Source organism: Microbacterium thalli (genome assembly GCF_028737325.1).
Lineage (GTDB): Bacteria > Actinomycetota > Actinomycetes > Actinomycetales > Microbacteriaceae > Microbacterium > Microbacterium thalli.
On the sequence record NZ_JAQZCH010000002.1, the window covers coordinates 1,259,350 to 1,279,868 of the forward strand.

General features: G+C 71.8%; 20 protein-coding genes. 5 read left to right on the forward strand and 15 right to left on the reverse strand.

The window, feature by feature from the left end; all coding sequences use genetic code 11:
• The 3 genes from PUW82_RS14075 to PUW82_RS14085 are packed head-to-tail and all read right to left on the reverse strand — an operon-like array spanning position 1 to position 3,591.
• Positions 1-942 carry an ABC transporter ATP-binding protein gene (locus tag PUW82_RS14075; protein WP_274222896.1) on the reverse strand — a complete coding sequence of 314 codons (942 nt, stop codon included), beginning with the start codon at positions 940-942 and terminating at the stop codon, positions 1-3.
• 9 nt (positions 943-951) lie between these two features.
• Positions 952-2,529, reverse strand: a complete 1,578-nt coding sequence (locus PUW82_RS14080; RefSeq protein WP_274222897.1) for a sensor histidine kinase — start codon at positions 2,527-2,529, stop codon at positions 952-954.
• 6 nt (positions 2,530-2,535) lie between these two features.
• Positions 2,536-3,591, reverse strand: coding sequence for a glycerophosphodiester phosphodiesterase family protein (locus PUW82_RS14085; RefSeq protein WP_274222898.1), 1,056 nt, complete (start codon positions 3,589-3,591; stop codon positions 2,536-2,538).
• A gap of 104 nt (positions 3,592-3,695) precedes the next feature.
• Here PUW82_RS14085 and PUW82_RS14090 point away from each other — a divergent pair, with 104 nt between their 5' ends.
• From PUW82_RS14090 to PUW82_RS14100, 3 genes are all read left to right on the forward strand, one after another.
• Entirely contained in the window at positions 3,696-4,589 is an 894-nt protein-coding gene (locus PUW82_RS14090) for a Bax inhibitor-1/YccA family protein (RefSeq protein ID WP_274222974.1), read from the forward strand.
• A gap of 200 nt (positions 4,590-4,789) precedes the next feature.
• Positions 4,790-6,622 carry a ribonucleoside triphosphate reductase gene (locus tag PUW82_RS14095; protein ID WP_274222899.1) on the forward strand — a complete coding sequence of 611 codons (1,833 nt, stop codon included), beginning with the start codon at positions 4,790-4,792 and terminating at the stop codon, positions 6,620-6,622.
• A 13-nt stretch (positions 6,623-6,635) separates the two neighbouring features.
• Complete coding sequence (locus tag PUW82_RS14100) at positions 6,636-7,364, forward strand: anaerobic ribonucleoside-triphosphate reductase activating protein (RefSeq protein WP_274222900.1); 729 nt, start codon at positions 6,636-6,638, stop codon at positions 7,362-7,364.
• Here the strand turns inward: PUW82_RS14100 and PUW82_RS14105 are convergent.
• Both PUW82_RS14105 and PUW82_RS14110 read right to left on the reverse strand, forming a co-directional pair.
• Positions 7,342-7,779, reverse strand: coding sequence for a ribosomal maturation YjgA family protein (locus PUW82_RS14105; protein ID WP_274222901.1), 438 nt, complete (start codon positions 7,777-7,779; stop codon positions 7,342-7,344). The two genes, PUW82_RS14100 and PUW82_RS14105, sit on opposite strands and share 23 nt — an antisense overlap.
• Positions 7,776-8,672: an NUDIX domain-containing protein gene (locus PUW82_RS14110; protein WP_420792761.1), complete on the reverse strand. Its 897-nt coding sequence runs from the start codon at positions 8,670-8,672 to the stop codon at positions 7,776-7,778. The genes PUW82_RS14105 and PUW82_RS14110 overlap by 4 nt, the downstream gene beginning before the upstream one ends.
• Positions 8,673-8,758: 86 nt before the next feature.
• Here PUW82_RS14110 and PUW82_RS14115 point away from each other — a divergent pair, with 86 nt between their 5' ends.
• Positions 8,759-9,178 carry a GNAT family N-acetyltransferase gene (locus PUW82_RS14115; protein ID WP_274222904.1) on the forward strand — a complete coding sequence of 140 codons (420 nt, stop codon included), beginning with the start codon at positions 8,759-8,761 and terminating at the stop codon, positions 9,176-9,178.
• A gap of 59 nt (positions 9,179-9,237) precedes the next feature.
• Positions 9,238-10,620 carry an HNH endonuclease signature motif containing protein gene (locus PUW82_RS14120; protein ID WP_274222905.1) on the forward strand — a complete coding sequence of 461 codons (1,383 nt, stop codon included), beginning with the start codon at positions 9,238-9,240 and terminating at the stop codon, positions 10,618-10,620.
• 229 nt (positions 10,621-10,849) lie between these two features.
• Here PUW82_RS14120 and der read toward each other — a convergent pair whose 3' ends face one another.
• The 10 genes from der to PUW82_RS14170 form a co-directional block, all read right to left on the reverse strand.
• On the reverse strand, positions 10,850-12,376 hold the full coding sequence (der, locus tag PUW82_RS14125) for a ribosome biogenesis GTPase Der (protein ID WP_274222906.1): 1,527 nt from the start codon (positions 12,374-12,376) through the stop codon (positions 10,850-10,852).
• On the reverse strand, positions 12,376-13,089 hold the full coding sequence (gene cmk, locus PUW82_RS14130; RefSeq protein WP_274222907.1) for a (d)CMP kinase: 714 nt from the start codon (positions 13,087-13,089) through the stop codon (positions 12,376-12,378). The genes der and cmk overlap by 1 nt, the downstream gene beginning before the upstream one ends.
• Positions 13,082-14,209 (reverse strand): prephenate dehydrogenase, encoded by a 1,128-nt coding sequence (locus tag PUW82_RS14135; RefSeq protein WP_274222908.1) that lies wholly within the window; start codon positions 14,207-14,209, stop codon positions 13,082-13,084. The genes cmk and PUW82_RS14135 overlap by 8 nt, the downstream gene beginning before the upstream one ends.
• Entirely contained in the window at positions 14,206-14,982 is a 777-nt protein-coding gene (locus tag PUW82_RS14140; protein ID WP_274222909.1) for a pseudouridine synthase, read from the reverse strand. The genes PUW82_RS14135 and PUW82_RS14140 overlap by 4 nt, the downstream gene beginning before the upstream one ends.
• Positions 14,979-15,560: an SMC-Scp complex subunit ScpB gene (gene scpB, locus PUW82_RS14145; RefSeq protein ID WP_274222910.1), complete on the reverse strand. Its 582-nt coding sequence runs from the start codon at positions 15,558-15,560 to the stop codon at positions 14,979-14,981. Before scpB ends, PUW82_RS14140 begins: the two co-directional genes overlap by 4 nt.
• Positions 15,550-16,371, reverse strand: a complete 822-nt coding sequence (locus PUW82_RS14150) for a segregation and condensation protein A (RefSeq protein WP_274222975.1) — start codon at positions 16,369-16,371, stop codon at positions 15,550-15,552. Before PUW82_RS14150 ends, scpB begins: the two co-directional genes overlap by 11 nt.
• 145 nt (positions 16,372-16,516) lie before the next feature.
• On the reverse strand, positions 16,517-17,401 hold the full coding sequence (locus PUW82_RS14155) for a ParA family protein (RefSeq protein ID WP_274222911.1): 885 nt from the start codon (positions 17,399-17,401) through the stop codon (positions 16,517-16,519).
• Positions 17,402-17,482: 81 nt separating this feature from the next.
• On the reverse strand, positions 17,483-18,574 hold the full coding sequence (locus PUW82_RS14160; RefSeq protein ID WP_274222912.1) for a hypothetical protein: 1,092 nt from the start codon (positions 18,572-18,574) through the stop codon (positions 17,483-17,485).
• A gap of 1 nt (position 18,575) precedes the next feature.
• Positions 18,576-19,820 (reverse strand): aminotransferase class V-fold PLP-dependent enzyme, encoded by a 1,245-nt coding sequence (locus PUW82_RS14165; protein ID WP_274222913.1) that lies wholly within the window; start codon positions 19,818-19,820, stop codon positions 18,576-18,578.
• Positions 19,820-20,416 (reverse strand): vitamin K epoxide reductase family protein, encoded by a 597-nt coding sequence (locus PUW82_RS14170; RefSeq protein WP_274222914.1) that lies wholly within the window; start codon positions 20,414-20,416, stop codon positions 19,820-19,822. Before PUW82_RS14170 ends, PUW82_RS14165 begins: the two co-directional genes overlap by 1 nt.
• Positions 20,417-20,519 lie beyond the last annotated feature (103 nt).

A 20,519-nucleotide genomic window follows, 5' to 3' on the forward strand; every position in this document is an offset into this window, starting at 1 on the left:
TCACGAGCGGGCTCCGTCCGACGTGCCGAGATCGAGGAAGGTGTGCTCGAGCAGTCCGGTCGCGGCGGAGAACTCCGCGACCGCGATGCCGGCGTCCACGAGCGCGCGCAGCCCTGCGGCGGCGTCGCTCTCGCTGGCGAAGGGCACGAGCACGTCGCGGCGATCGACGCCGACCCCGGCGACGTCGAGTCCGAGGGCCGTCGCCACCGGCAGCGCGACCGCACGGGCGTCGAGGTCGGCGACCCGGATGCGCCACGGCCGCCGGCGCCCCGCGGCCATCGCCACACGGTCAGCGCTCACGGTGGCACCCGCGACGATGTACACCGCGTCGTCGACGACCTCCTCGAGTTCGGCGAGGACGTGACTGGAGATGAGCACCGTCTTGCCGGCCGCGGCGTAGCGGCGCAGCAGCACGCGCAGGTCGACGCGCGCCTGCGGGTCGAGGCCCGATGCCGGCTCGTCGAGCAGCAGCACGGACGGTTCGTGCACGAGCGCGCGCGCGAGCCCGAGACGTTGCTTCTGACCGCGCGAGAGCACGCGCGCGTGCGCGTCCGCCAGATCGCGCAGCCCGACCTCGTCGATGAGCTCCTCCGCACGACGGGCGGCGGCCGCGCGATCGAGGTCGTACAGCCGGCCCGTGGTCTCGAGCGTCTCGCGGACGCTGAGCGACGGCCAGGCGCCGAGGCTGTCGGGCATCCAGCCCAGGCGGGAACGCGCGCCCGCAGGATCGGCCACCGGATCGACGCCCGCGATGCGGATGCTGCCGCCGTCCGGCGCGAGCAGCGACGCCAGCATCAACAGCAGCGTGGTCTTGCCGGCGCCGTTGGGACCGACCAGCCCCGTCACCGCTCCGGCCGGGGCCTCGAGGGTCACGCCGCGGACCGCGTGCACGCCCCCGAAGGATCGGCGGACGTCGACGGCGGCGATACCTGCGGGGACCATGCCCACACCCTAGGGGAGGGTCGTCGCCCGGGGCAGCGCGACGATCGCGCTCGTCCCGCCGGGTGCGTGCGGGTGAAGCTGCACGGTGCCGCCGTGCGCCTCGACGAGGGCCCGAGCGAGGGCGAGGCCGAGCCCGAGCCCCTGCACCGCGCCGCGTCGCGCGCGCGCCGTGCGGTAGAAGCGGTCGAAGGCCTGGCGACGCTCGGCCGCGGTCATGCCCGGGCCCGAGTCGGTGACGGCGATCTCGACCGCATCCGCGGAGCTCCGGATGTCGACGGACACGGCACCGCCGTCGGGCGAGGCCTGGACGGCATTGCGCACGAGCTCGGCGACGACCGCGTGCAGGTCGTCGCGTGCGACCTCGACGGCGGCCGCATCGCCGGTCACGGAGATCGAGACGCCGCGGTCGTCCTCGAGCCCGGCCACCGCCTCGTCGACGACAGCCCGGACATCGCTGCGGCCGGGGCGGGGTGTGAGGTGTGCGCGGCCGGTCGCGAGCATCAACTCGACGGTGTGCTCGAGCCGCTCGGCGGCGCGCTGCACCGTCTCCCACCGTTCGCGGTGCTCGGGCATCGCGCCGGCGACGGCGAGCTCGGCGTTGCCGAGGATGACGGTCAGGGGCGTGCGCAGCTCGTGACCCACCGTGTCGAGGAAGCGGTCGCGCACGTCCACGGCGTCGACGAGCTCGGTGACGTCCTGCGCCACGACCATGACGCCGATGGGCTCGTCGTCGAGCACGATCGGGCGCGCGACGAACCGCAGGGCCACCTGGTCGCCGGGCTCGCCCACCCACACGCGCCGCGGCTCGGCGAAGGCGCCCGCCACGGTGGCGTCGCGCAGACCCGGCCCGACCGCGACGGGCGTGACCCGATCCTCGCCGTAGACGTGCGTCGTGCCGTCCTGCTCGAGCGAGATGCGGATGCCGCCGCGGCGGGCGATCTCGCGCGCCGGGGCGTTCGCGAGCAGCACGGCGTCGTCGTCGCCGAACACGACGACGGCCTCGGGCGTCGTGTCGAGCAGCTGCCGCAGGGCGGCATCCGTTCGCGTCGAGGAGTCGAGCGCCGCGGCGAGGCGGTGCGACGCACGTTGCGCCCGGTTGCGATTGCGTCCGAGGTCGACCGCCACGAAACGGCTCGCGGCGGCGAACATGCCCAGCAGCGCCGGCACCGTGAGCAGGGCCATCCACTCCCCCGGCGTGCGCGGCAGCGACGTCGCGAGCGGAAGCGAGCCCGCGACCACGACCCCGAGCGCCGCGACCGCCGGGGGGAAGGCGAAGGCGAGCCAGGCGACGGGGAAGATCACGAGCATCCCCGTGACCGGCAGCACGTCGATGGCGTTGCTGCGCAGCGGCGCGCACGCGAGGATCGTCACGAGCGGGACGATGCAGATCCACTCCGTCGCGACCGTCGGCTGCGCCCGCCAGACGAGCGCCATGACGACGCAGCTGACCACGATCACCGCGAAGCCGACGAGGTAGGCCGGCGTGATCCGCGCGGGCTCGACGATGGCCACGGTGGCCGTGATCATCCCGGCCGACGCTCCCATCAGGAACTGGGCGTACGGCTGGATCTGGGGTCTGCTGAGCATTTCGCCTCAGGCCTCTCGACCGAAGACCGCGACGCCGAGGTCGGGGTGGTCGACGAAGACGCCGTCGATCCCGGATGCCGCCAGCTCGGCCCACTCGCTGGCGTAGTCTCCCCAGGCGGCCGGACCGCCCGCCCGGCGATGGCGGCGGACGAGGAAGGCGTTCTCCGGGCGCGCAGTCCACGTGAAGGCCGAGAGGCCCCGCGCGTGCGCGTCCGCGACGACCGATCCACCCTGCCGCGATCGGCCGGGCGCGAGGATCATCCGCTTGTCGACGCTGATCCCGTCCACACGGCCGTGCAGCTCGGCCAGGCCGGCGGGGGACGCCCAGTCGTCGTATGTGCGGGCCTGCGCCCCGTCCGCCGCGACGCGGTCGAATGGCGCGCCGGTGGCCTCGAGCAGGAAGACGCGGGTGCCGGCGACGCCCGACGCGCCGAGCCGGTCGAGGATGTCGAGCTCGAACGACTCGATCCACAGCGGGTGCTGCCCGGCGTCCCACCCGGCGTCGCGCAGCTCTGCGGCGACGAGGGCCGCGACGTCGAAGCCGACGCTCGCGAGGAAGGTCGCATGCTTGATCTCGAGGACGACGCCGACCGCGCGTCCGGTCCGCTCCCGCTCGTGCGCCACGAGATCGAGCACGTCGCGCAGCCGCAGCATCGGCTCGGCACCGTCGTGGCGGGCGCTGTCGGGGCGCAGCTGCGGCACGCGCTCACGGCAGCGCAGCTGCGCGAGCTCGTCCCACGTGAAGTCCTCCGCGAACCAGCCCGTCACGGCGACGCCGTCGATCGTCTTCGTCGTGCGGCGTTCGCGGAACCGCTCGTGTTCGGCGACGTCGGTGGTGGAACCGATCTCGTTCTCGTGCCGCACGATGGCGACGCCGTCGCGGCTGAACACGATGTCGGGCTCGACGGCATCCGCCCCCGCGTCGAGCGCGAGCAGGTACGACGACCGGGTGTGCTCCGGGCGATAGCCGGGCGCACCCCGGTGACCGATCACGAGGGGGCGAGTCACGCCCCTCAGGCTAGGGCCGAGCGGGGAGATTCCGCTGAGGGCGATCGCCTTCATAGTCTGCTCACAGCGCCGCGCATACCCGCGAGGAACCGGTTCCCGTAGGCTGGGGAGACACGGCATCTAGCTGTGTCGACCCCTCGACTTGGAGTGTGAGAGCAGTGGCCCTCAATAACCCCGCATTCGACAGCCCGGCCTTCAAGGAGCAGCGGCCGGGTCTGACGCCGCCGCCCGCCGGTGCCCAGACCGCATCGGCGCAGCACGCGTCGATGGATGCCGCGACGCAGGCTCAGCTCGAGGGCCTGTACGCGGCCCCGGCAGCCGGCGCCCACCAGACCGACCGCATGACGACCGAAGACACCGTCGTCAAGACGCTGAGCCTGTTCGCGATCCTCCTCGCCACCGCGGTGGTCGGCTGGATCTGGACGCTCTCGCCGGTGTCGGTCGCCAACCCCAACCCGACGATGATGCCGTGGATCATCGGCGGCCTGGGCGGTTTCGTCCTCGCGATGGCCGTCATCTTCACCTCGCGCAAGAAGGTCCGCCCCGGTCTGATCTTCGCCTACGCGGCCTTCGAGGGCCTCTTCGTCGGCGGCATCTCGGCCTACTTCGAGTTCATCTGGCCCGGCATCGTGATGCAGGCGACGCTCGCCACCGTCTCGGTGGTCGGCGTGACGCTCGCCCTCTTCGCCAGCGGCAAGGTTCGCGCGTCGGCCAAGGCCACCAAGATCTTCATGATCGCGATGGTCGGCTACCTCGTCTTCTCGCTGCTGAACGTCGGCCTCATGCTGTTCAACGTCATCCCGGGCAACATGATGTTCGGTCTGCACAGCGCCACGATCGCCGGCATCCCGCTCGGTCTGATCATCGGTGTCCTCGTCGTCATCATGGCGGCCTACTCGCTCGTGCTCGACTTCGACCAGGTGCAGCAGGGTGTCCGCAACGGCGCTCCCCGCGTCTTCGGCTGGGTCGGCGCGTTCGGCATCATGGTCACGGTCGTGTGGCTGTACGTCGAGATCCTGCGGATCATCGCGATCCTGCGCGGCAACAACTGACGCCACCTGTCATTCACGAAGGCCCGCCCGGTTCGCCGGGCGGGCCTTCGTCGTGTCACGGCCTCGCCGACCGGTTGGCGGCGCTCGCTTCGCTCGCTGAGCACGCATTAATTCCGGCGCGGCGGGGGCGGGCCGTACAGCATGTAGTGCCTGAATCGAGTTCACACCACAACATCTGGTGACGACTCGAGAGGACATGAATGACCACCCCCACCCCCGCCCGGTCCATCCCCGTCGCCGCGACCGTCGACGAATACCTGCAGCGCCGCGACTGGCGCGTCAACGCCAACGCGAACCAGGGCTACAGCCTCGGCGGGCTCATCCTCAACGCCTCCGGCAAGCTCATCGCCAACTACTGGCTCGACGAGGTCTACGCGCCCGAGGCGGGCGCGGCGCATCGCGACGGCGACATCCACATCCACGACCTCGACGTCTTCGCCGGCTACTGTGCGGGATGGTCTCTGCGCACGCTGCTCGAGCAGGGCTTCAACGGCGTTCCCGGGGCCATCGCGTCGCGTCCGCCGAAACACTTCTCGAGCGCGCTCGGCCAGATCGTGAACTTCCTCGGCACGCTGCAGAACGAATGGGCCGGGGCGCAGGCGTTCAGCTCGTTCGACACCTACCTGGCACCGTTCGTACGCCTCGACGGACTCGACGACGCGGCCGTGCGTCAGGGCATCCAGGAGCTCGTCTTCAATCTCAACGTGCCGTCGCGCTGGGGCACGCAGACGCCGTTCACCAACCTCACCTTCGACTGGACCTGCCCCGACGATCTCGCCGACCAGCGCCCCCTCGTCGGCGGACGCATCGCCGACTTCACCTACGGCGACCTCGCGCCCGAGATGGCGATGATCAACCGGGCGTTCCTGGCGGTGATGACCGAGGGCGACGCGGACGGCCGCGCGTTCACCTTCCCGATCCCGACCTACAACATCACGAAGGACTTCGACTGGGACACCCCCGAGGTCGACGCGCTCTTCGAGATGACCGCGAAGTACGGCCTGCCGTACTTCCAGAACTTCGTGAACTCCGACCTCGACCCGGGCATGATCCGCTCGATGTGCTGCCGCCTGCAGCTGGATCTGACCGAGCTGCTCAAACGCGGCAACGGCCTGTTCGGCTCGGCAGAACAGACCGGCTCGATCGGCGTCGTGACGATCAACTGCGCCCGACTAGGATTCGTGCACGCGGGCGACCGCGCGGGCATGTACGCCGAGCTCGACCGCCTGCTCGAGATCGCCCGCGACAGTCTCGAGGCCAAGCGCGCGGTCATCGGCTGGCATCTCGACGCCGGGCTCTTCCCCTACAGCCGGCGCTACCTCGGCACGCTCGCGAACCACTTCTCCACGATCGGGGTGAACGGGCTCAACGAGGCGGTGCGCAACTTCACCGACGACCGGCACGACATCACCTCGGACGAGGGGATGCGGCTGGCCGCCGACCTGCTCGACCACGTGCGCGCCCGCATGGTCGAGTTCCAGGAGCAGACCGGGCACCTGTACAACCTCGAGGCGACCCCGGCCGAATCGGCGACCTACCGCTTCGCCCGCAGCGACATCGCTCGGTTCGGCGAGCGCAACGGCGACGGGAACGGCATCCGGCATGCCGGCACGAGCGCGAACCCGTACTACACGAACTCGTCGCAGCTGCCGGTCGCGTTCACCGACGACCCGTTCGAGGCGATGGGCCTGCAGGAGCCGCTGCAGCAGAAATACACCGGCGGCACCGTGCTGCACCTGTACATGGGCGAGGCAGCCCCCTCGGCCGCGGCGTGCAAAGCGCTCGTGCGGCGATCGCTCGCGGGCTACCGCATCCCGTACATCACCATCACGCCGACCTTCTCCATCTGCCCGCAGCACGGCTACCTCTCCGGCGACCACACCCTGTGCCCGCAGTGCCGCGCGGAGTGCGAGGTCTGGACGCGGGTCATGGGGTACTTCCGCCCCGTCGCGTCGTTCAACATCGGCAAGAAGGGCGAAGCCGCCGAGCGCGTGCCCTTCTCGTACGGCCGGTCCGAGCCGGTCACGGTCTGATGGGCGCGGTCTGATGGGCGCGGCGACCCGGCCGCATCCGCCGGAGGAGCTGCGCATCGCGGGACTCTCACGGTTCTCGGCGGTGGACTGGCCGGGGCGCCTCGCGGCCACCGTTTTCCTGCAGGGCTGCCCGTGGGAGTGCCATTACTGCCACAACCCCGCGCTCATCGATCCGCGCGAGCCCGGGCGGATCGCGTGGGACGAGGTCGCGGCGTTCCTGCGCGGCCGGGTCGGACTGCTCGACGGTGTGGTGTTCTCGGGCGGAGAGCCGACGATGCAGCGCGGCCTCGCCGGCGCGATCGCGCGGGTGAGCGGGCTCGGCTTCGCAGTGGGGCTGCACACCGGAGGCGCCTACCCGACGCTGCTCGCTCCGCTGCTGCCCGGGCTGTCGTGGATCGGGCTCGACATCAAGGCCCTGCCCGAAGACTACGAGGAGGTCACCGGCCGCGGCCCGAGTGGCGCGGGCGCGCTGCGCTCGCTCGACCTCGTGCTCGCCGAGCAGCGACGCCGAGCGACGACGGCGCACCCACTCGACGTCGAGGTGCGGACGACCGTCCACCCCGACCTCATCGACGAGGCGCGCCTCGCGACCCTCGGCGACCTGCTCGCCGAGCGCGGGGTGCGCCGGTGGGCGCTGCAACGCTTCCGCGCCACCGGCACCCGGTGCGGCCCCGCCCGAGCCGAGCCGCCGAACCTCGACGCGGTGCCCCGCGACCGGTTCAGCGAGGTCGTCGTGCGGTGAACCGCGAGCGGATGCTGCGCTGCGCGGCATCCGCTCCTGCCGCGGCGACCACCGTCACGGCGTACACGGCGAGGTCACGCGGGTCGAAGGCCGTGCCGAGCACGAGCATCGCGGGCGGGAACACCGCCCCCGCACGCTCGGGGATGCCGGTCAGCTGCAGCAGTTCGACGGCGACGCACCAGCCGATCGCGGCGGCAGCGACGACCCCCACCCGCGCCCGCGGCGCCACCCCGACGGCGAGCGCGTAGATGAGCAGGGCGTAGAGGGCGTCGCCGGCGATGTCGGATGCCGCCGAGTCGGGCAGTGCACGATGGACGAGAAGGCCCGCGGCGACCGTGACCGCGGCCGCGATCAGCGCCGCGACACGACGCCGCGTGGGCGAGGGAACGGGCCGGCCGGTGGAGTGCGCTCTCACAGCCGGTCGCGAAGCCACGAGGGCGGCAGGGATGCGGCGCCGAGCGCCTCGATCCGCGCGCGCAGCTCGCGGTCGGCCGTCACGACGCTCACGCGCTCGCCCGCGGCGACGGCCCGCGCGACCTCGGCGACGATCGCGTCGTCGCCCGACCCGGTCGCCCGGACGAGGCCGACGGCATCGACGTCGTCGACCCCTCGGGCCTGACCCTCGACGACGGCGACGAACCGCGGGAACCAGATGTCTTCGTCGAGCCCGAGCCCCGCGGCATCCACTCCCTCCGCGGCGAGCGCGGCCAGCTCGGAGAGCAGGCGCGACGATGCACCGGCGCGATCGCGCCACCATCCATCGGGGACCGACCCGACGACGTTCGCCACGTCGACGACGACGGTCGGGCGCACCGAGAGCAGCCCGCGCAGGCGCGGCCACGAGGCAGCGAACCCGGGGTGCAGCGGATACGCATCGACGTCGTCGAGCGGCACCCACGCGAGCTCGCGGCTTTCGGGATCGCTGATCACCGGCTCGAACGGCGTCGTGACATCGGCGACGAGCGTGCCGTACGTCCAGACACCGACGTCGAGGATGCTCAACAAGCGAGGTGTGACGGCGTCGGCGGGCACACCGGCTTCCTCGGCCGACTCGCGCAGGGCGCCGTCACGAGCGGACTCCCCCGCGTGGCGCGCACCGCCGGGCAGCCCCCAGGTGTTGCCGAAGTGGCTCCACGACACGCGGTGCTGCAGCAGGATCCCCCGCTCGGCATCGACGGCCAGCAGACCCGCGGCGCCGAAGCGCCCCCAGTACCGCTCGCCCGTCGGCGCGACGACCCAGGCGTCACCGGGATCGCGCGGGCCATGTGGCGGGCGCGGTGCGGCGGAGGCGGGATCGGTCATCCCCACAGCCTGACATAGCCCGGGTCCACGCGGCCGTGATTGGCATCGTGTTACCAGCGGGGCTGTGGATGGATCGCCCTCACACTGGGCATGTGGAGTACGAGATCGACGACGCCCCCGCCCGCATCCAACGCGAGGTGGTGTGGCGCTGGCTGTCGTCCGAGGCGTACTGGGGGCGCTGGCGCGAGCGCGCCGTGCTCGAGGCGCAACTCGACGCGGCCTGGCGTCTCGTCGGGGCGTACCGCGTCGACACCGGGGAGCAGGTCGGATTCGCGCGTGCCGCATCGGACGGGGCGAGCTTCGCCTACCTCGCCGACGTCTTCGTCGTCGCCGAACACCAGGGCCACGGGGTCGCGCGGCGCATCCTGCGACGGATGATCGACGAGGGACCGGGACACGACTTCCGCTGGACGCTGTTCACCCGCGACGCGCACAGCCTGTACGCCGAGTTCGGCTTCGAGACGCCGGACGAGACTGCCATGGTGCGCCGCGCTGCGCCCGACAAGCGCTGAGTTCGCCGGGCTGTGGATGGTCGCGGCGCCATGTCGGAGGTCCGTGACATTATTCGAACATGTCTTCGAATGGCGCGGTTGGTGGCGGGGTCGGGAGCGGGAGCGACGCGGATGTCGCCGCGCTCGCGCAACTCGTCGCCGACGCCGAGCGGGCGACGGATGCCGCGCGCGCCGCGCAGATCCACGAGGTGCGCGTGCTCGCCGCGGCGGGGCGGCTGGCGGAGCAGCAGTCGGCGAGGGCGGACGAGCGGGTCACGGCCCGCGAGATGACGCTGCGGAGCATCGCGGCCGAGCTCGCGGGGGTATTCGTCACGACGGACCGGACGCTGCAACGCCGCATCGACGAAGCGCGAGACCTGGTCGAGCACTACCCCGCGACGATGGACGCTTGGGAAGCGGGGCGCATCGCGCGAGGGCACGTCCGGGTGATTCAGGACACCGGATGCGTCGTGCCGGCCGAGGTGCGGGGCGAGTTCGAGCGGGTCGCGATCGAGCGGTGCGACGGTGAGACGCCGAACCGGGTGCGGGATGCGCTGGTGCATCTCGCGGCGAGACTGCATCCGCGCTCGTTCAGCGAACGGCACGAGCAGGCGGCCGCGGGGCGGTGCGTGCGCGTGCAACCGGGGCCGGACGGGATGTCGGACCTGATCGCGACGCTCCCGACCGTGATCGCCGAGGGCGTGGTCGACCGGCTGACGCGACAGGCACGCGAGATCATCGACGCCCGCCCGCAGGCGGACGCGGCGGGAGCGGAAGCCGACGCAGACGCAGACGCGCCGCACGGCTCGTCGTTCGCGGCGGACACCCGCACGATGGACCAGGTCCGCGCCGACGTGTTCGCCGACCTCCTCCTCGCCGGGGCACCCGCGCTCGACCCCACCGCTGACGGTGATGGCAATGGTGCGCTCGGGGCGATCCGCGCGAAGGTACAGGTCGTCGTCTCGGCACTCACCCTCACCGGTCAGGACGACGGGCCCGCCGACCTCGTGGGCCGCTCCCCCATCGACGCCGCCACCGCCCGCGAACTCGCCGGTGACAACACCGCCTGGGACCGACTCCTCACCCACCCCGTCACCGGGACGGTGCTGGAGTGCGACGCCTACCAACCCACCGCCGCAATGAGACGCCTGCTCCGGGCACGGGACCGGCACTGCCGGTTCCCCGGATGCCGGCAGCCCGCCATCCGCTGCGAGATAGACCACACCCACGCGGCATCCGACGGCGGACCCACCTGCGTCGGCAACCTCGCCCACCTCTGCAAACGCCACCACGACGTCAAACACCACACCCGCTGGCGCGTCAGACAGCTGGCAGGAGGACTGCTCGTGTGGACCTCCCCCACCGGGAGGGTCTACCGCGAAGACGCGCCACCGCCCGTGGTCGCCTTCACCGTAGCCGGCCCATCCGGCGCTGCACCACCAGACGAGTCGCCGCCGTTCTGACGCTTTCGTCCGCCCGCACGTTGATCGCCGGATCGCACCGGCGTCGCCCGCCCGCGCACGGGCGAAGCCGACGATCGAAGCCGACCATCGACGCCAGCGCGACGAGGTGACACCGACGACGCCGCGATCCCGCGGGGCATGACCGGCGCCGAGGCGCGACCGACACCCAGGCACGACCCGGCGGTGGCAGGACCCGGCGGCGACGGGATCGCCGCCGCCGGCGGCCGAATCAGCGCTGGCGCTTCTCGCGCACGCGCATGTTCGTGACGATCGGCGTGCCCTCGAACCCGAAGATCTCGCGCAGGCGCCGCTGGATGAAGCGCCGGTAGCCCGGGTCGAGGAAGCCGGTCGTGAACAGCACGAATGTCGGCGGACGCGTCGACGCCTGGGTGCCGAACAGGATGCGGGGCTGCTTACCGCCGCGCAGCGGGTGCGGGTGCTCCGCGACGAGCTCGGCGAGGAACGCGTTGAACTTGCCGGTCGGGATGCGCTGATCCCACGACTCCAGCGCCGTCTCGAGCGCGGGCACCAGCTTGTCGAGGTGCCGCCCGGTGCGTGCCGACAGGTTCACCCGCGGCGCCCACGTGACGTGCGCCAGGTCCTGCTCGATCTCGCGCTCGAGGTACCGACGACGGTCGGCGTTGTCCATGTCGACGTCGTTGAGGCGATCCCACTTGTTGAACGCCAGCACCAGAGCGCGGCCCGACTCCAACACCAGGTCGATGATGTTGAGGTCCTGCACGCTGATCGACTCGGTGACGTCGAGGACGACGACGGCGACCTCGGCCTTTTCGAGGGCGGCCGACGTGCGCAGCGACGCGTAGAAGTCCGCGCCCTGCTGCAGGTGCACGCGGCGACGGATGCCGGCGGTGTCGACCAGTCGCCACAGCTTGCCACCCAGCTCGACGACCTCATCGACGGGGTCGCGGGTCGTGCCGGCCAGATCGTTGACGACGACGCGCTCCTCGCCGGCCGCCTTGTTCAGCAGCGACGACTTGCCGACGTTCGGTCGACCGAGGATCGCGACCCGGCGCGGACCGCCGAGCTCGTTCTTCGCGACTGCCGAGATCTCCGGCAGGATCTCCATGATGGCGTCGAGCAGGTCGGCGACGCCACGTCCGTGGATGGCCGACACCGGATGCGGTTCACCGAGACCGAGGTTCCACAGCGCAGCAGCCTCGGGCTCCTGGCGCGCGTCGTCGATCTTGTTCGCGACGAGGAAGACGGGCTTGCTCGTCTTGCGCAGCAGCCGGACGACGGCCTCATCGGTCGCCGTGGCACCGACCATGGCGTCGACGACGAAGAGCACGACGTCGGCGAGGTCGATCGCGACCTCCGCCTGCGCGGCGACCGAACGGTCGATGCCCCGCGCGTCGGGCTCCCAGCCGCCGGTGTCGACGAGCGTGAAGCGGCGGTCCATCCACTCGGCCTTGTAGCTGACGCGGTCGCGCGTGACACCCGGGGTGTCCTCGACGACGGCTTCGCGCCGCCCCAGGATGCGGTTGACCAGCGCCGACTTGCCGACGTTCGGGCGCCCCACGATGGCGACGACCGGCAGCGCCGGCAGCACCTCGACGACCTCCCCACCCGCGGTCAGGCCCGCGAGCAGGTGGGCGTCCTCATCGTCGAGCTCGTAGTCGGCGAGCGTCGCGCGCAGCGCGGCGGCCCGCTGGTCGGCGAGCTCCTCGTCGAGATTCGCGAGCTTCTCCTCGAGCTGGTCGGGACCGCCCTCGTACTCGTCTTCGGTCGTAGCCATCAGTTCTCTCCTGTCGCGGTGCGGACGACGTCGATGACGGCGTCCACGGTCCGATCGAAGTCCAAATCCGTCGAGTCGACCACCACGACGCCCGGCGCGGCGGTGAGGAAGTCGACGACCTGCGAGTCCGACGCGTCACGGCGGTGAAGCGCCTCGGCGACAGCCGCGGCATCCTCTCCCGTGAGCTCGGCGCTGCGGCGCGCGGCGCGCACCTCGGGACTGGCGGTCAGCAGGATGCGCACGGGCGCATCCGGGAAGACCACGGTGGTGATGTCGCGCCCCTCGACGATGACCCCCGCCGCGCCGGACGCCGCGACGAGCGCGCGGAAGAGCAGGTTCACCCGCTCGCGCACCGCGGGCACGCGCGCGACGCCGCTGACAGCGGCCGAGACGCGCGGCTCGCGGATCTGATCGGTGACGAAGGTGTCGCCCACGCGCACCCAGTGGTCGTCGGGGTCGAGCGAGATCGCGTAATCGAAGCCGTCGAGCGCAGCGACGACCGCGTCGGCGTCCGCCGTGTCGCGGTCCTGCTCGAGCACGCGCCAGGCCAGGGCGCGGTAGGCCGCACCGGTGTCGAGGAAGCCGTAGCCGAGCACGCGCGCCGCCTGCTTCGAGACACTCGACTTGCCGCTGCCGGCGGGACCGTCGATCGCGACGGTGACCGGGGCCTCGGTCGTGGGCACGCCGGTCTCGGCGAACGGGGTATCAGGCATGCGGCACGCTCGCGATCTTCCAGCCGCGCTGCTCGAGCCCGGCGACGGCTTGGTGGACGACCCCGGGATCGACGCTCAGCTCGGCCAGCCCGAACTGTGCTCCCGGTGAATGCTCCAGACGGAAGTCCTCGACGTTCACGGCGAGCTCGCCGAGGTCGCCGAACAGGCGTCCGAGCTGGCCCGCGGTGTCGTCGACGCGGACGACGACCTGCTCGAAGCGGCGGTTCTGTCCGTGCTTGCCCGGCAGCCGCTCCACGCCCTCGTTCCCGCGGCGGATGGTGTCGGCCACGGCCCGTCGGGCTCCCGGCGCACCCGGCTCGCGCAGAGCGTCCGAGACGGAGCGCAGATCGTCGGCGAGCGCGTCGAGCACAGCGACGACCGGGGCCGCGTTGGCACCGAGGATCTGCACCCACAGTTCGGGGGCGGATGCCGCGATGCGCGTCGTGTCGCGCACGCCCTGACCCGTCAGCCGCAGCGAGCCCTCGGGGGCGGCGACGAAACGGCCGGCGAGCAGACTCGCGACGAGCTGCGGTACGTGCGAGGTCAGCGCGACGGCCTCGTCGTGCTCCTGCGGCGTCATCTCCAGCGGCATCGCACCGAGGTCGAGCGCGAGGCCCTCGACGATCGCGAGGTCGGAGGACAGGGTCTCGTCGTCGCGGCAGACCACCCAGGGGCGCCCGACGAAGATATCGGCGCGCGCCGAGATGGCGCCGCCGCGCTCACGGCCCGCGAGGGGATGCGAGCCGATGTAGTGCGTGAGGTCGACGCCGCGCGCACGCAGCTCGCGGTACGGCTCGAGCTTGACGCTCGCGACATCCGTCACCACGACGCCCGGGTGAGCCGCCAGCTCGCGCTCGATGACGTCGGCGGTGACATCCGGTGGCACGGCGACGACGACGAGCACGGGCCGATCGTCGCCGGCGGGTAGCCGACCGGCGCCGTAGTCGACCGCGAGCCGCAGCTGCGCCGGGGAGGCGTCGTCGAGCACGACGTCGACGCCCAGCAGGCGCAGCGCGTGGCCGATGCTCGAGCCGAGCAGACCCGCGCCCACGATGCGCACGGTGCCGGCCGTGCGCGCAGCACGGCCGGGGCGCACGGGCGCGGGCGAAAGATCGGTCACGGGGTCTCCGGAGAAGTCGGGTGCGGGGCGGCACCATCGGCGCTGCGCGAAAGCGTCAGCAGCGCACCTCGCTCCACTGTAGTCAACTCGCGTGCCCGGCCGGCCGGGAGGGTTCCCAGGTGCAGCGGCCCGAACTGCCGACGCACGAGCTCGAGCACCGGATGCCCCACCTCGGCCATCATGCGCCGCACGATGCGGTTGCGCCCCGAATGCAGCGTCAGCTCGACGAGGCTGGTGTCGCCCGAGGTGTCGAGCAGCCGCGCCTTATCGGCCGCGATCGGGCCGTCCTCCAGGTCGACCCCCTTCGTCAGCCGAGCGATCGTCTGCGGGGTGACGCGGCCGCGCACCTTGGCGATGTAGACCTTGGTGACACCGAACGAGGGGTGCGCGAGCACGTGCGCGAGTTCGCCGTCGTTGGTGAGCACGAGCAGACCGCTCGTCTCGGCATCGAGCCGCCCGACGTTGTAGAGGCGCTCGTCCCAGTCCGTGGTGAACCGGCGGAGATCGGCCCGGCCCTTCTCGTCCTTCATCGAACTGACGACGCCGGTCGGCTTGTTGAGCATGACGTAGCGCTTGGTCGTGTCCAGCTGCACCGCGGTGCCGTCGACGTCGACCCGGTCGTTCTCCGGGTCGATGCGGCTGCCCAGCTCGGTCACGACCGTGCCGTTGACCCGCACGCGTCCCTCGACGATCAGCTGCTCGCACACCCGTCGCGACGCGACCCCCGCGTTCGCCAACACCTTCTGCAGGCGTACGCCCTCGGCATCCGTCATCGGACTCCCTCTCCTTCGAACCCAGCGGTGCCGTCGTCGAGCAACGGCGAGATCGGCGGCAGCTCGTCGAGCGAGTTGATGCCGAGATTGACCAGCAGCGCGTCGGTCGTGCCGTACAGGATCGCTCCGGTCTCGGAGTCCTGGCCGACCTCGGTCACGAGGCCGCGCGAGAGCAGCGTGCGTACGACGGAGTCGACGTTGACGGCGCGGATCGACGCGACCTGGCCGCGCGACACCGGCTGCTTGTACGCGATGACCGCGAGCGTCTCGAGCGCTGCCTGCGACAGTCGCGACGGCGCCTGCGTGTTGACGAACTCGCTCACGAGCGCGTCGTGTTCGCCGCGCACGTACATGCGCCATCCGCCGCCCACCTCGCGCAGCTCGAACCCGCGACGCGGTCCGCCCGCCTCGCCGTCGTAGTCGGCGACGAGACCGGCGACGGCCTGACGCACCGCCGCGACCGGCGCGCCGACGGCGGCGGCGAGGGCGACGAGGCTCTGCGGTTCGTCGACGATGAGCAGGATCGCCTCGAGGCGTCGCGCCACGTCGGCGACGGCGAACGTCGTGTCATCGGTCATAGTCGGCTCCCAGGGTGGCGAGGTTCTCCTCGGACCAGCGTTCGGCGGTCCAGCGCAGCGTCAGCTCGCCGAGCGGCTCGAGCTGCTCGAACGACAGCGCCGCGTGCCGGTACAGCTCGAGGACGGCGAGGAAACGGGCCACGACGATGCCGGGCTGCGCGACCCCGGCGACGAGCTCGCGGAAGTTCAGGGTACCCGCGCCTCGCAGCAGCGTCACGACGACGGCCGCCTGCTCGCGGATCGACACGAGCGGCGCATGCAGGTGATCGAGCCCCACGACGGGGATCTCCTTCGGGGCGAAGGCCATCATCGCGAGAGCGGCGAAGTCGTCGGCGGTGAGCGTCCACTTCAGCTCGGGCACGGCGGCCCGGTACTTCTCGTCGAGGCGGACCGAGCGGGTGTGGCGCCGGTCCTCGGCCACCACGCGCTCCGCGAACCACCCGGCGACCTGCTTGAACGCGCGGTACTGCAGCAGGCGGGCGAACAGCAGGTCGCGTGCCTCGAGCAGCGCCACCGACTCGGCGTCGATGAGCTCGCCCTGCGGCAGCAGCCCCGCGACCTTCATGTCGAGCAGCGTGGCGGCGACGACGAGGAACTCCGACGCCGCGTCGAGCTCTTCGGGCTCCAGCCCGCGGAGATACCCGATGAACTCGTCGGTGACCCTGCTGAGCGAGACCTCGGTGATGTCGACCTCGTGCTTGCCGATGAGGTTCAGGAGGAGGTCGAACGGCCCGTCGAAGTTCGTCAGCGAGACGCGGAACCCCGGCCCGTTCGCCTCGGTCGTGTCAGGCTCGGTCGTGTCAGGCTCGATCGTGTCGGGCTCGGTCGGGGCGACGCCATCCGCCCCGGAAGCCTCCGCGCCGGCGTTGATCCGTTCGGCGTCGTTCCGAGCAGCGTCGTTCCGATCGGCGCGGGTCGGGTCGGGCTCGGTCGGGGCGACCGCGTCGGCGAATCCGTCAGGCGACGGCGCCACGGGCGACGAGCTCCCGCGCGAGGCGCAGGTAGGCCTGCGCGGCCTGATGCTCCGGCGCGAAGGTGATGATCGGCACGCCGGCGACCGACGCGTCGGGGAACTTGACGGTGCGGCCGATGACCGTCTCGAGGACGTCGTCACCGAAGGCCTCGACGACGCGCTCGAGCACCTCGCGCGAGTGCAGGGTGCGCGGGTCGTACATCGTCGCGAGGACGCCGTCGAGCTCGATCGACGGGTTCAGTCGGTCGCGCACCTTGTCGATCGTCTCGATGAGCAACGCGACGCCGCGCAGCGCGAAGAACTCGCACTCGAGCGGGATGAGCACGCCGTGGCTCGCCGTCAGCGCGTTCACGGTCAGCAGTCCGAGCGACGGCTGGCAGTCGACGAGGATCACGTCGTAGTCCGCCGAGACGTTGCGCAGCACGCGCGAGAGGATCGTCTCGCGCGCGACCTCGTTGACCAGATGCACCTCGGCGGCCGAGAGATCGATGTTCGCGGGGATGACGTCGAGCCCGGGCACCGAGGTCGACACGATCACCTCGTGCGGGTCGCGCTTGGTGTCCAGCAGCAGGTCGTAGATCGTCGGCACGTCGTGGGTCGCGATGCCCAGACCCGCCGACAGCGCGCCCTGCGGGTCGAAGTCGACGGCGAGCACACGGCGCCCGTAGTCGGCGAGCGCGGCGGCGAGGTTGATCGTCGTCGTGGTCTTGCCGACGCCGCCCTTCTGGTTGCACAGCGCGATGATGCGCGCCGGACCGTGACCGTTGAGCTTCGGCGGGGTCGGGAAACCCCGGTAGGGGCGACCGGTGGGTCCGATCGGGGTGTCTTCCGTGGGGGCCTTCCCGGCCTTCCGCGACTTGTCCGTCACCGAGACTCCTGCTTTCCGTAGCGTGCGATCGATTCTCGCACAGGCATGCACGCCCCGCGGGGAGACCTTCCGGGCGCGGCGTTACCGGATGCCGCGCAGGGTGTCGACGTCCACGAGCCCCGAGCGCAGCGAACCGCCGGCGATGAGGCTCGGGATCGCGAGCGTGCGGATGTCGTTCTCGACCACGTCCCGCACCCGCTCGAGCTCGGCGGCGACGGCCGGCGAGTCGGCGAGGGCGTGCACGGCGGCGAGATCGTCGGGCGTGTAGCCGGCCTCGACGAGCCAGGCGTCGAGCTGGCGCTGCGCTGCGACCGGGTCGGCGGCGTTCATCCAGGTCTGCGCGGCGGTCCCGTCCGCGACGGTGCCGGTGAAGAGGCGTTCGATCACGAACCAGTCGGGGGTCTGAACGGATGCCGCTGCCGCAACGAGGGCCGCCCGGTCCTGCTCGTGCAGCCGAACCGCGGTGAGCACCCGCGCGACGAGCGGCGAGTTCGCGAACCGCGGGCCGGTCTCGGATTCGATCGGATACACGAGGTAGGTCAGGTTGTTGGCCTCGGTGAACCCCGATGCGTGGACGTTCTCGAGCAGCTGCGCGCAGAAGCGGCATCCGGGGTCCATGATCTCGACGGCGGTCGGCAGACCGGCGCGGTAGCCCCCGAGGTACGTCGGCGCGACGGGCGTGAAGTCGGCGGCATCCCAGGTCCGCAGCCGGCTCGGCACCGCGGCGATCGTCTCGGCGAGCGACGAGACCTCGGCCCCCACCGCCCCGATCACGTCGCCGCGGCCGAGCAGTTCGGCGAAGCCGGGCGCGGTGTCGATCGAGCACATCTCGGCGGCGAGCGAGCACGACTGCGCGCTCTGCTTGTCGCACGTGCCGTAGACGTAGAGGTTCAGGCCGCTGCGGCCGAGCAGATAGACGCTGAGGATCATCGACAGGACGAGCAGCCACGCGACCACCTCGATCGCGATGCTCGCAGGGCGCACGAGCCGCGGCGCCCGGGTCGCGAGCGGCGCGAGGATCGACGACTTCACGTCGTCGCGGAACGTCGTGTCGCACGCCCGGAACGTCACGCGCCGCCACGTGCAGCCCCAGGCGCGGCGCAGCAGGCGCCGGTATCGCGCCGAGACCGCCGAGCCCAGGAGCACGACCACGAACGCGACGATGCAGACCACGTCACAGACCCCGCATCATCGGCTCGAGCGCGGCGAGGGCGGCGTCCACATCGTCGGCGGTGTTGTGCGCGCCGAGGCTGAAGCGGACGAGCGGCGGCAGCCCGCGGCGCTCGGCGAGCCAGTGGTGCGCGCAGAAGTGGCCGCTGCGCACCTCGACCCCCGCACGCGAGAGGAACACCGCGAGCCGGTGGGCGTCGACACGGTGGGGCCGCACCGACATCACGGGCGATGGAGCGGGGCTTTCGAGCGTCAGGTTCGGCATCCGTTCCAGACCGGCGGCGAGCCGTTCGGCGAGCGCCCGTTCGTCGGCCTCGATCGCCGACAGCTGTGGCAGGAACCACCGCAGCGCAGCGCCGAACCCGACGATCGCGCTGCCGGGCAGCGATCCGGGCTCGAGGCGGGTGTGCAGGTCGGGCAGCAGCTCGTAGTCGTCCTCGCCCACGCGGGCGACCTGTCCGCCACCGAGGAACATCGGCTCGAGCGTGTCGAGCAGCGCGGATGTCGCGACGACGAGCCCGAGCGTCGGGCCGTACATCTTGTGCGACGAGAAGCAGAACGCGTCGGCCGCGACCCCGCGCAGGCGAGAGAGCGCGTGGGGCGCCGCCTGCGCGGCATCCACGATGACGACCCCGCCCCGGCGATGCGCGCGCTCGACGAGGTCGGCGAGCCCCGCCGCGACGGTGCCGTCGACGTTGTCCATCGCCGACACGACGAGGAGGGCGTCCGTCAGGTCGATGTCGCCGATGACCGGTGACCCATCGGACGCCCGGTCGACGACGATCCGCGGGATGCCGGCGCGACGCGCGAAGGTCATCGTCGAGAGGAACACGGCGTTGTGCTCGGTGTGCGTCGTGATGACGCGGGTGAAACGACCGGCGGGCAGCTGGTGCAGCAGGGCGTTGAGGCCGGCGGTGGTGTTGGCCGTGAAGGCGCACGCGTACCGGCGCGGCGACAGGGCGAACGCGTCGAGCACCGCACGGCGGACGTCGGCGATCTCGGCGTCGACGCGGCGCCCGGCGTCGTACTGCACGCGGCCGCCGCACGCGCCGCCGTCACGGTCGTGCGCGAGGACGGCGTCGAGCACGGGCTGCGGACGCAGCGTCTGACACGCGGAGTCGAACGCCAGCCGGGTCGCTGGCACGTGAGCGAACCCCTCGCGCCGCGCGGATGCGCGTGCACCAGCGGCATCCGGCAGCGCCCGCGGCGGCTGCGGATCGGCGCGGCGGCGCAGGCGTCCCCCGAGCATCAGAGGCTCCCCAGCACATCGAGGCGCAGTTGCGCCGCCACGGCGATCGCAAGGTAGTCGACGACGACGACGAGCGGCGTCCACGCCAGCAGCACGGCACCGGCGCGTTCGACGGCGCTTCCCCACAGCCCCTCGCGCAGACTCCAGCCGAAGGTCGACCAGAACAGCGGGATGGTGACGAGCCACACGACCATGCACCACGGGCAGAGCGAGCCGTACTCGACGATGCTGCGGAACGCGAGCACATGCACGAAGACGAACGCGCCCGCGACGAACACCCCGTACACCCGCCAGTACCAGGGGCGCAGGCCCGTCGGTGCAGCGAGAGCCGAGACGCCGGCGAACACGGCGCCCGGGAACAGCACGATGCCGATGATCGCGTTGCTGAAGCCCAGGAGGTTTCCGCCGGGGCTGAGGAGGTTCGGCCCGCACGTGACGATGGGGCTGATGTCGCATGCGATCAGCGCGTCCGCGCCGCTGAGCTGGCCGATGTACTCGTGGTAGAGCAAGAACGACACGACCCACCCGAGCACGCCCGCCACGGTCCACCCGATCGCGAGCGCACGACCGGGGCGCACCGCGCGGCCGGGGGTCATGCTGCCATCCTCCGTCGCGGCGCTCCGGCGGCATCCGCCCGATCACCGGGAAAAACCGGCCCCGGAGGAACCCCGCAGGACAGCGCGTCCGGGGTGGCTCCGT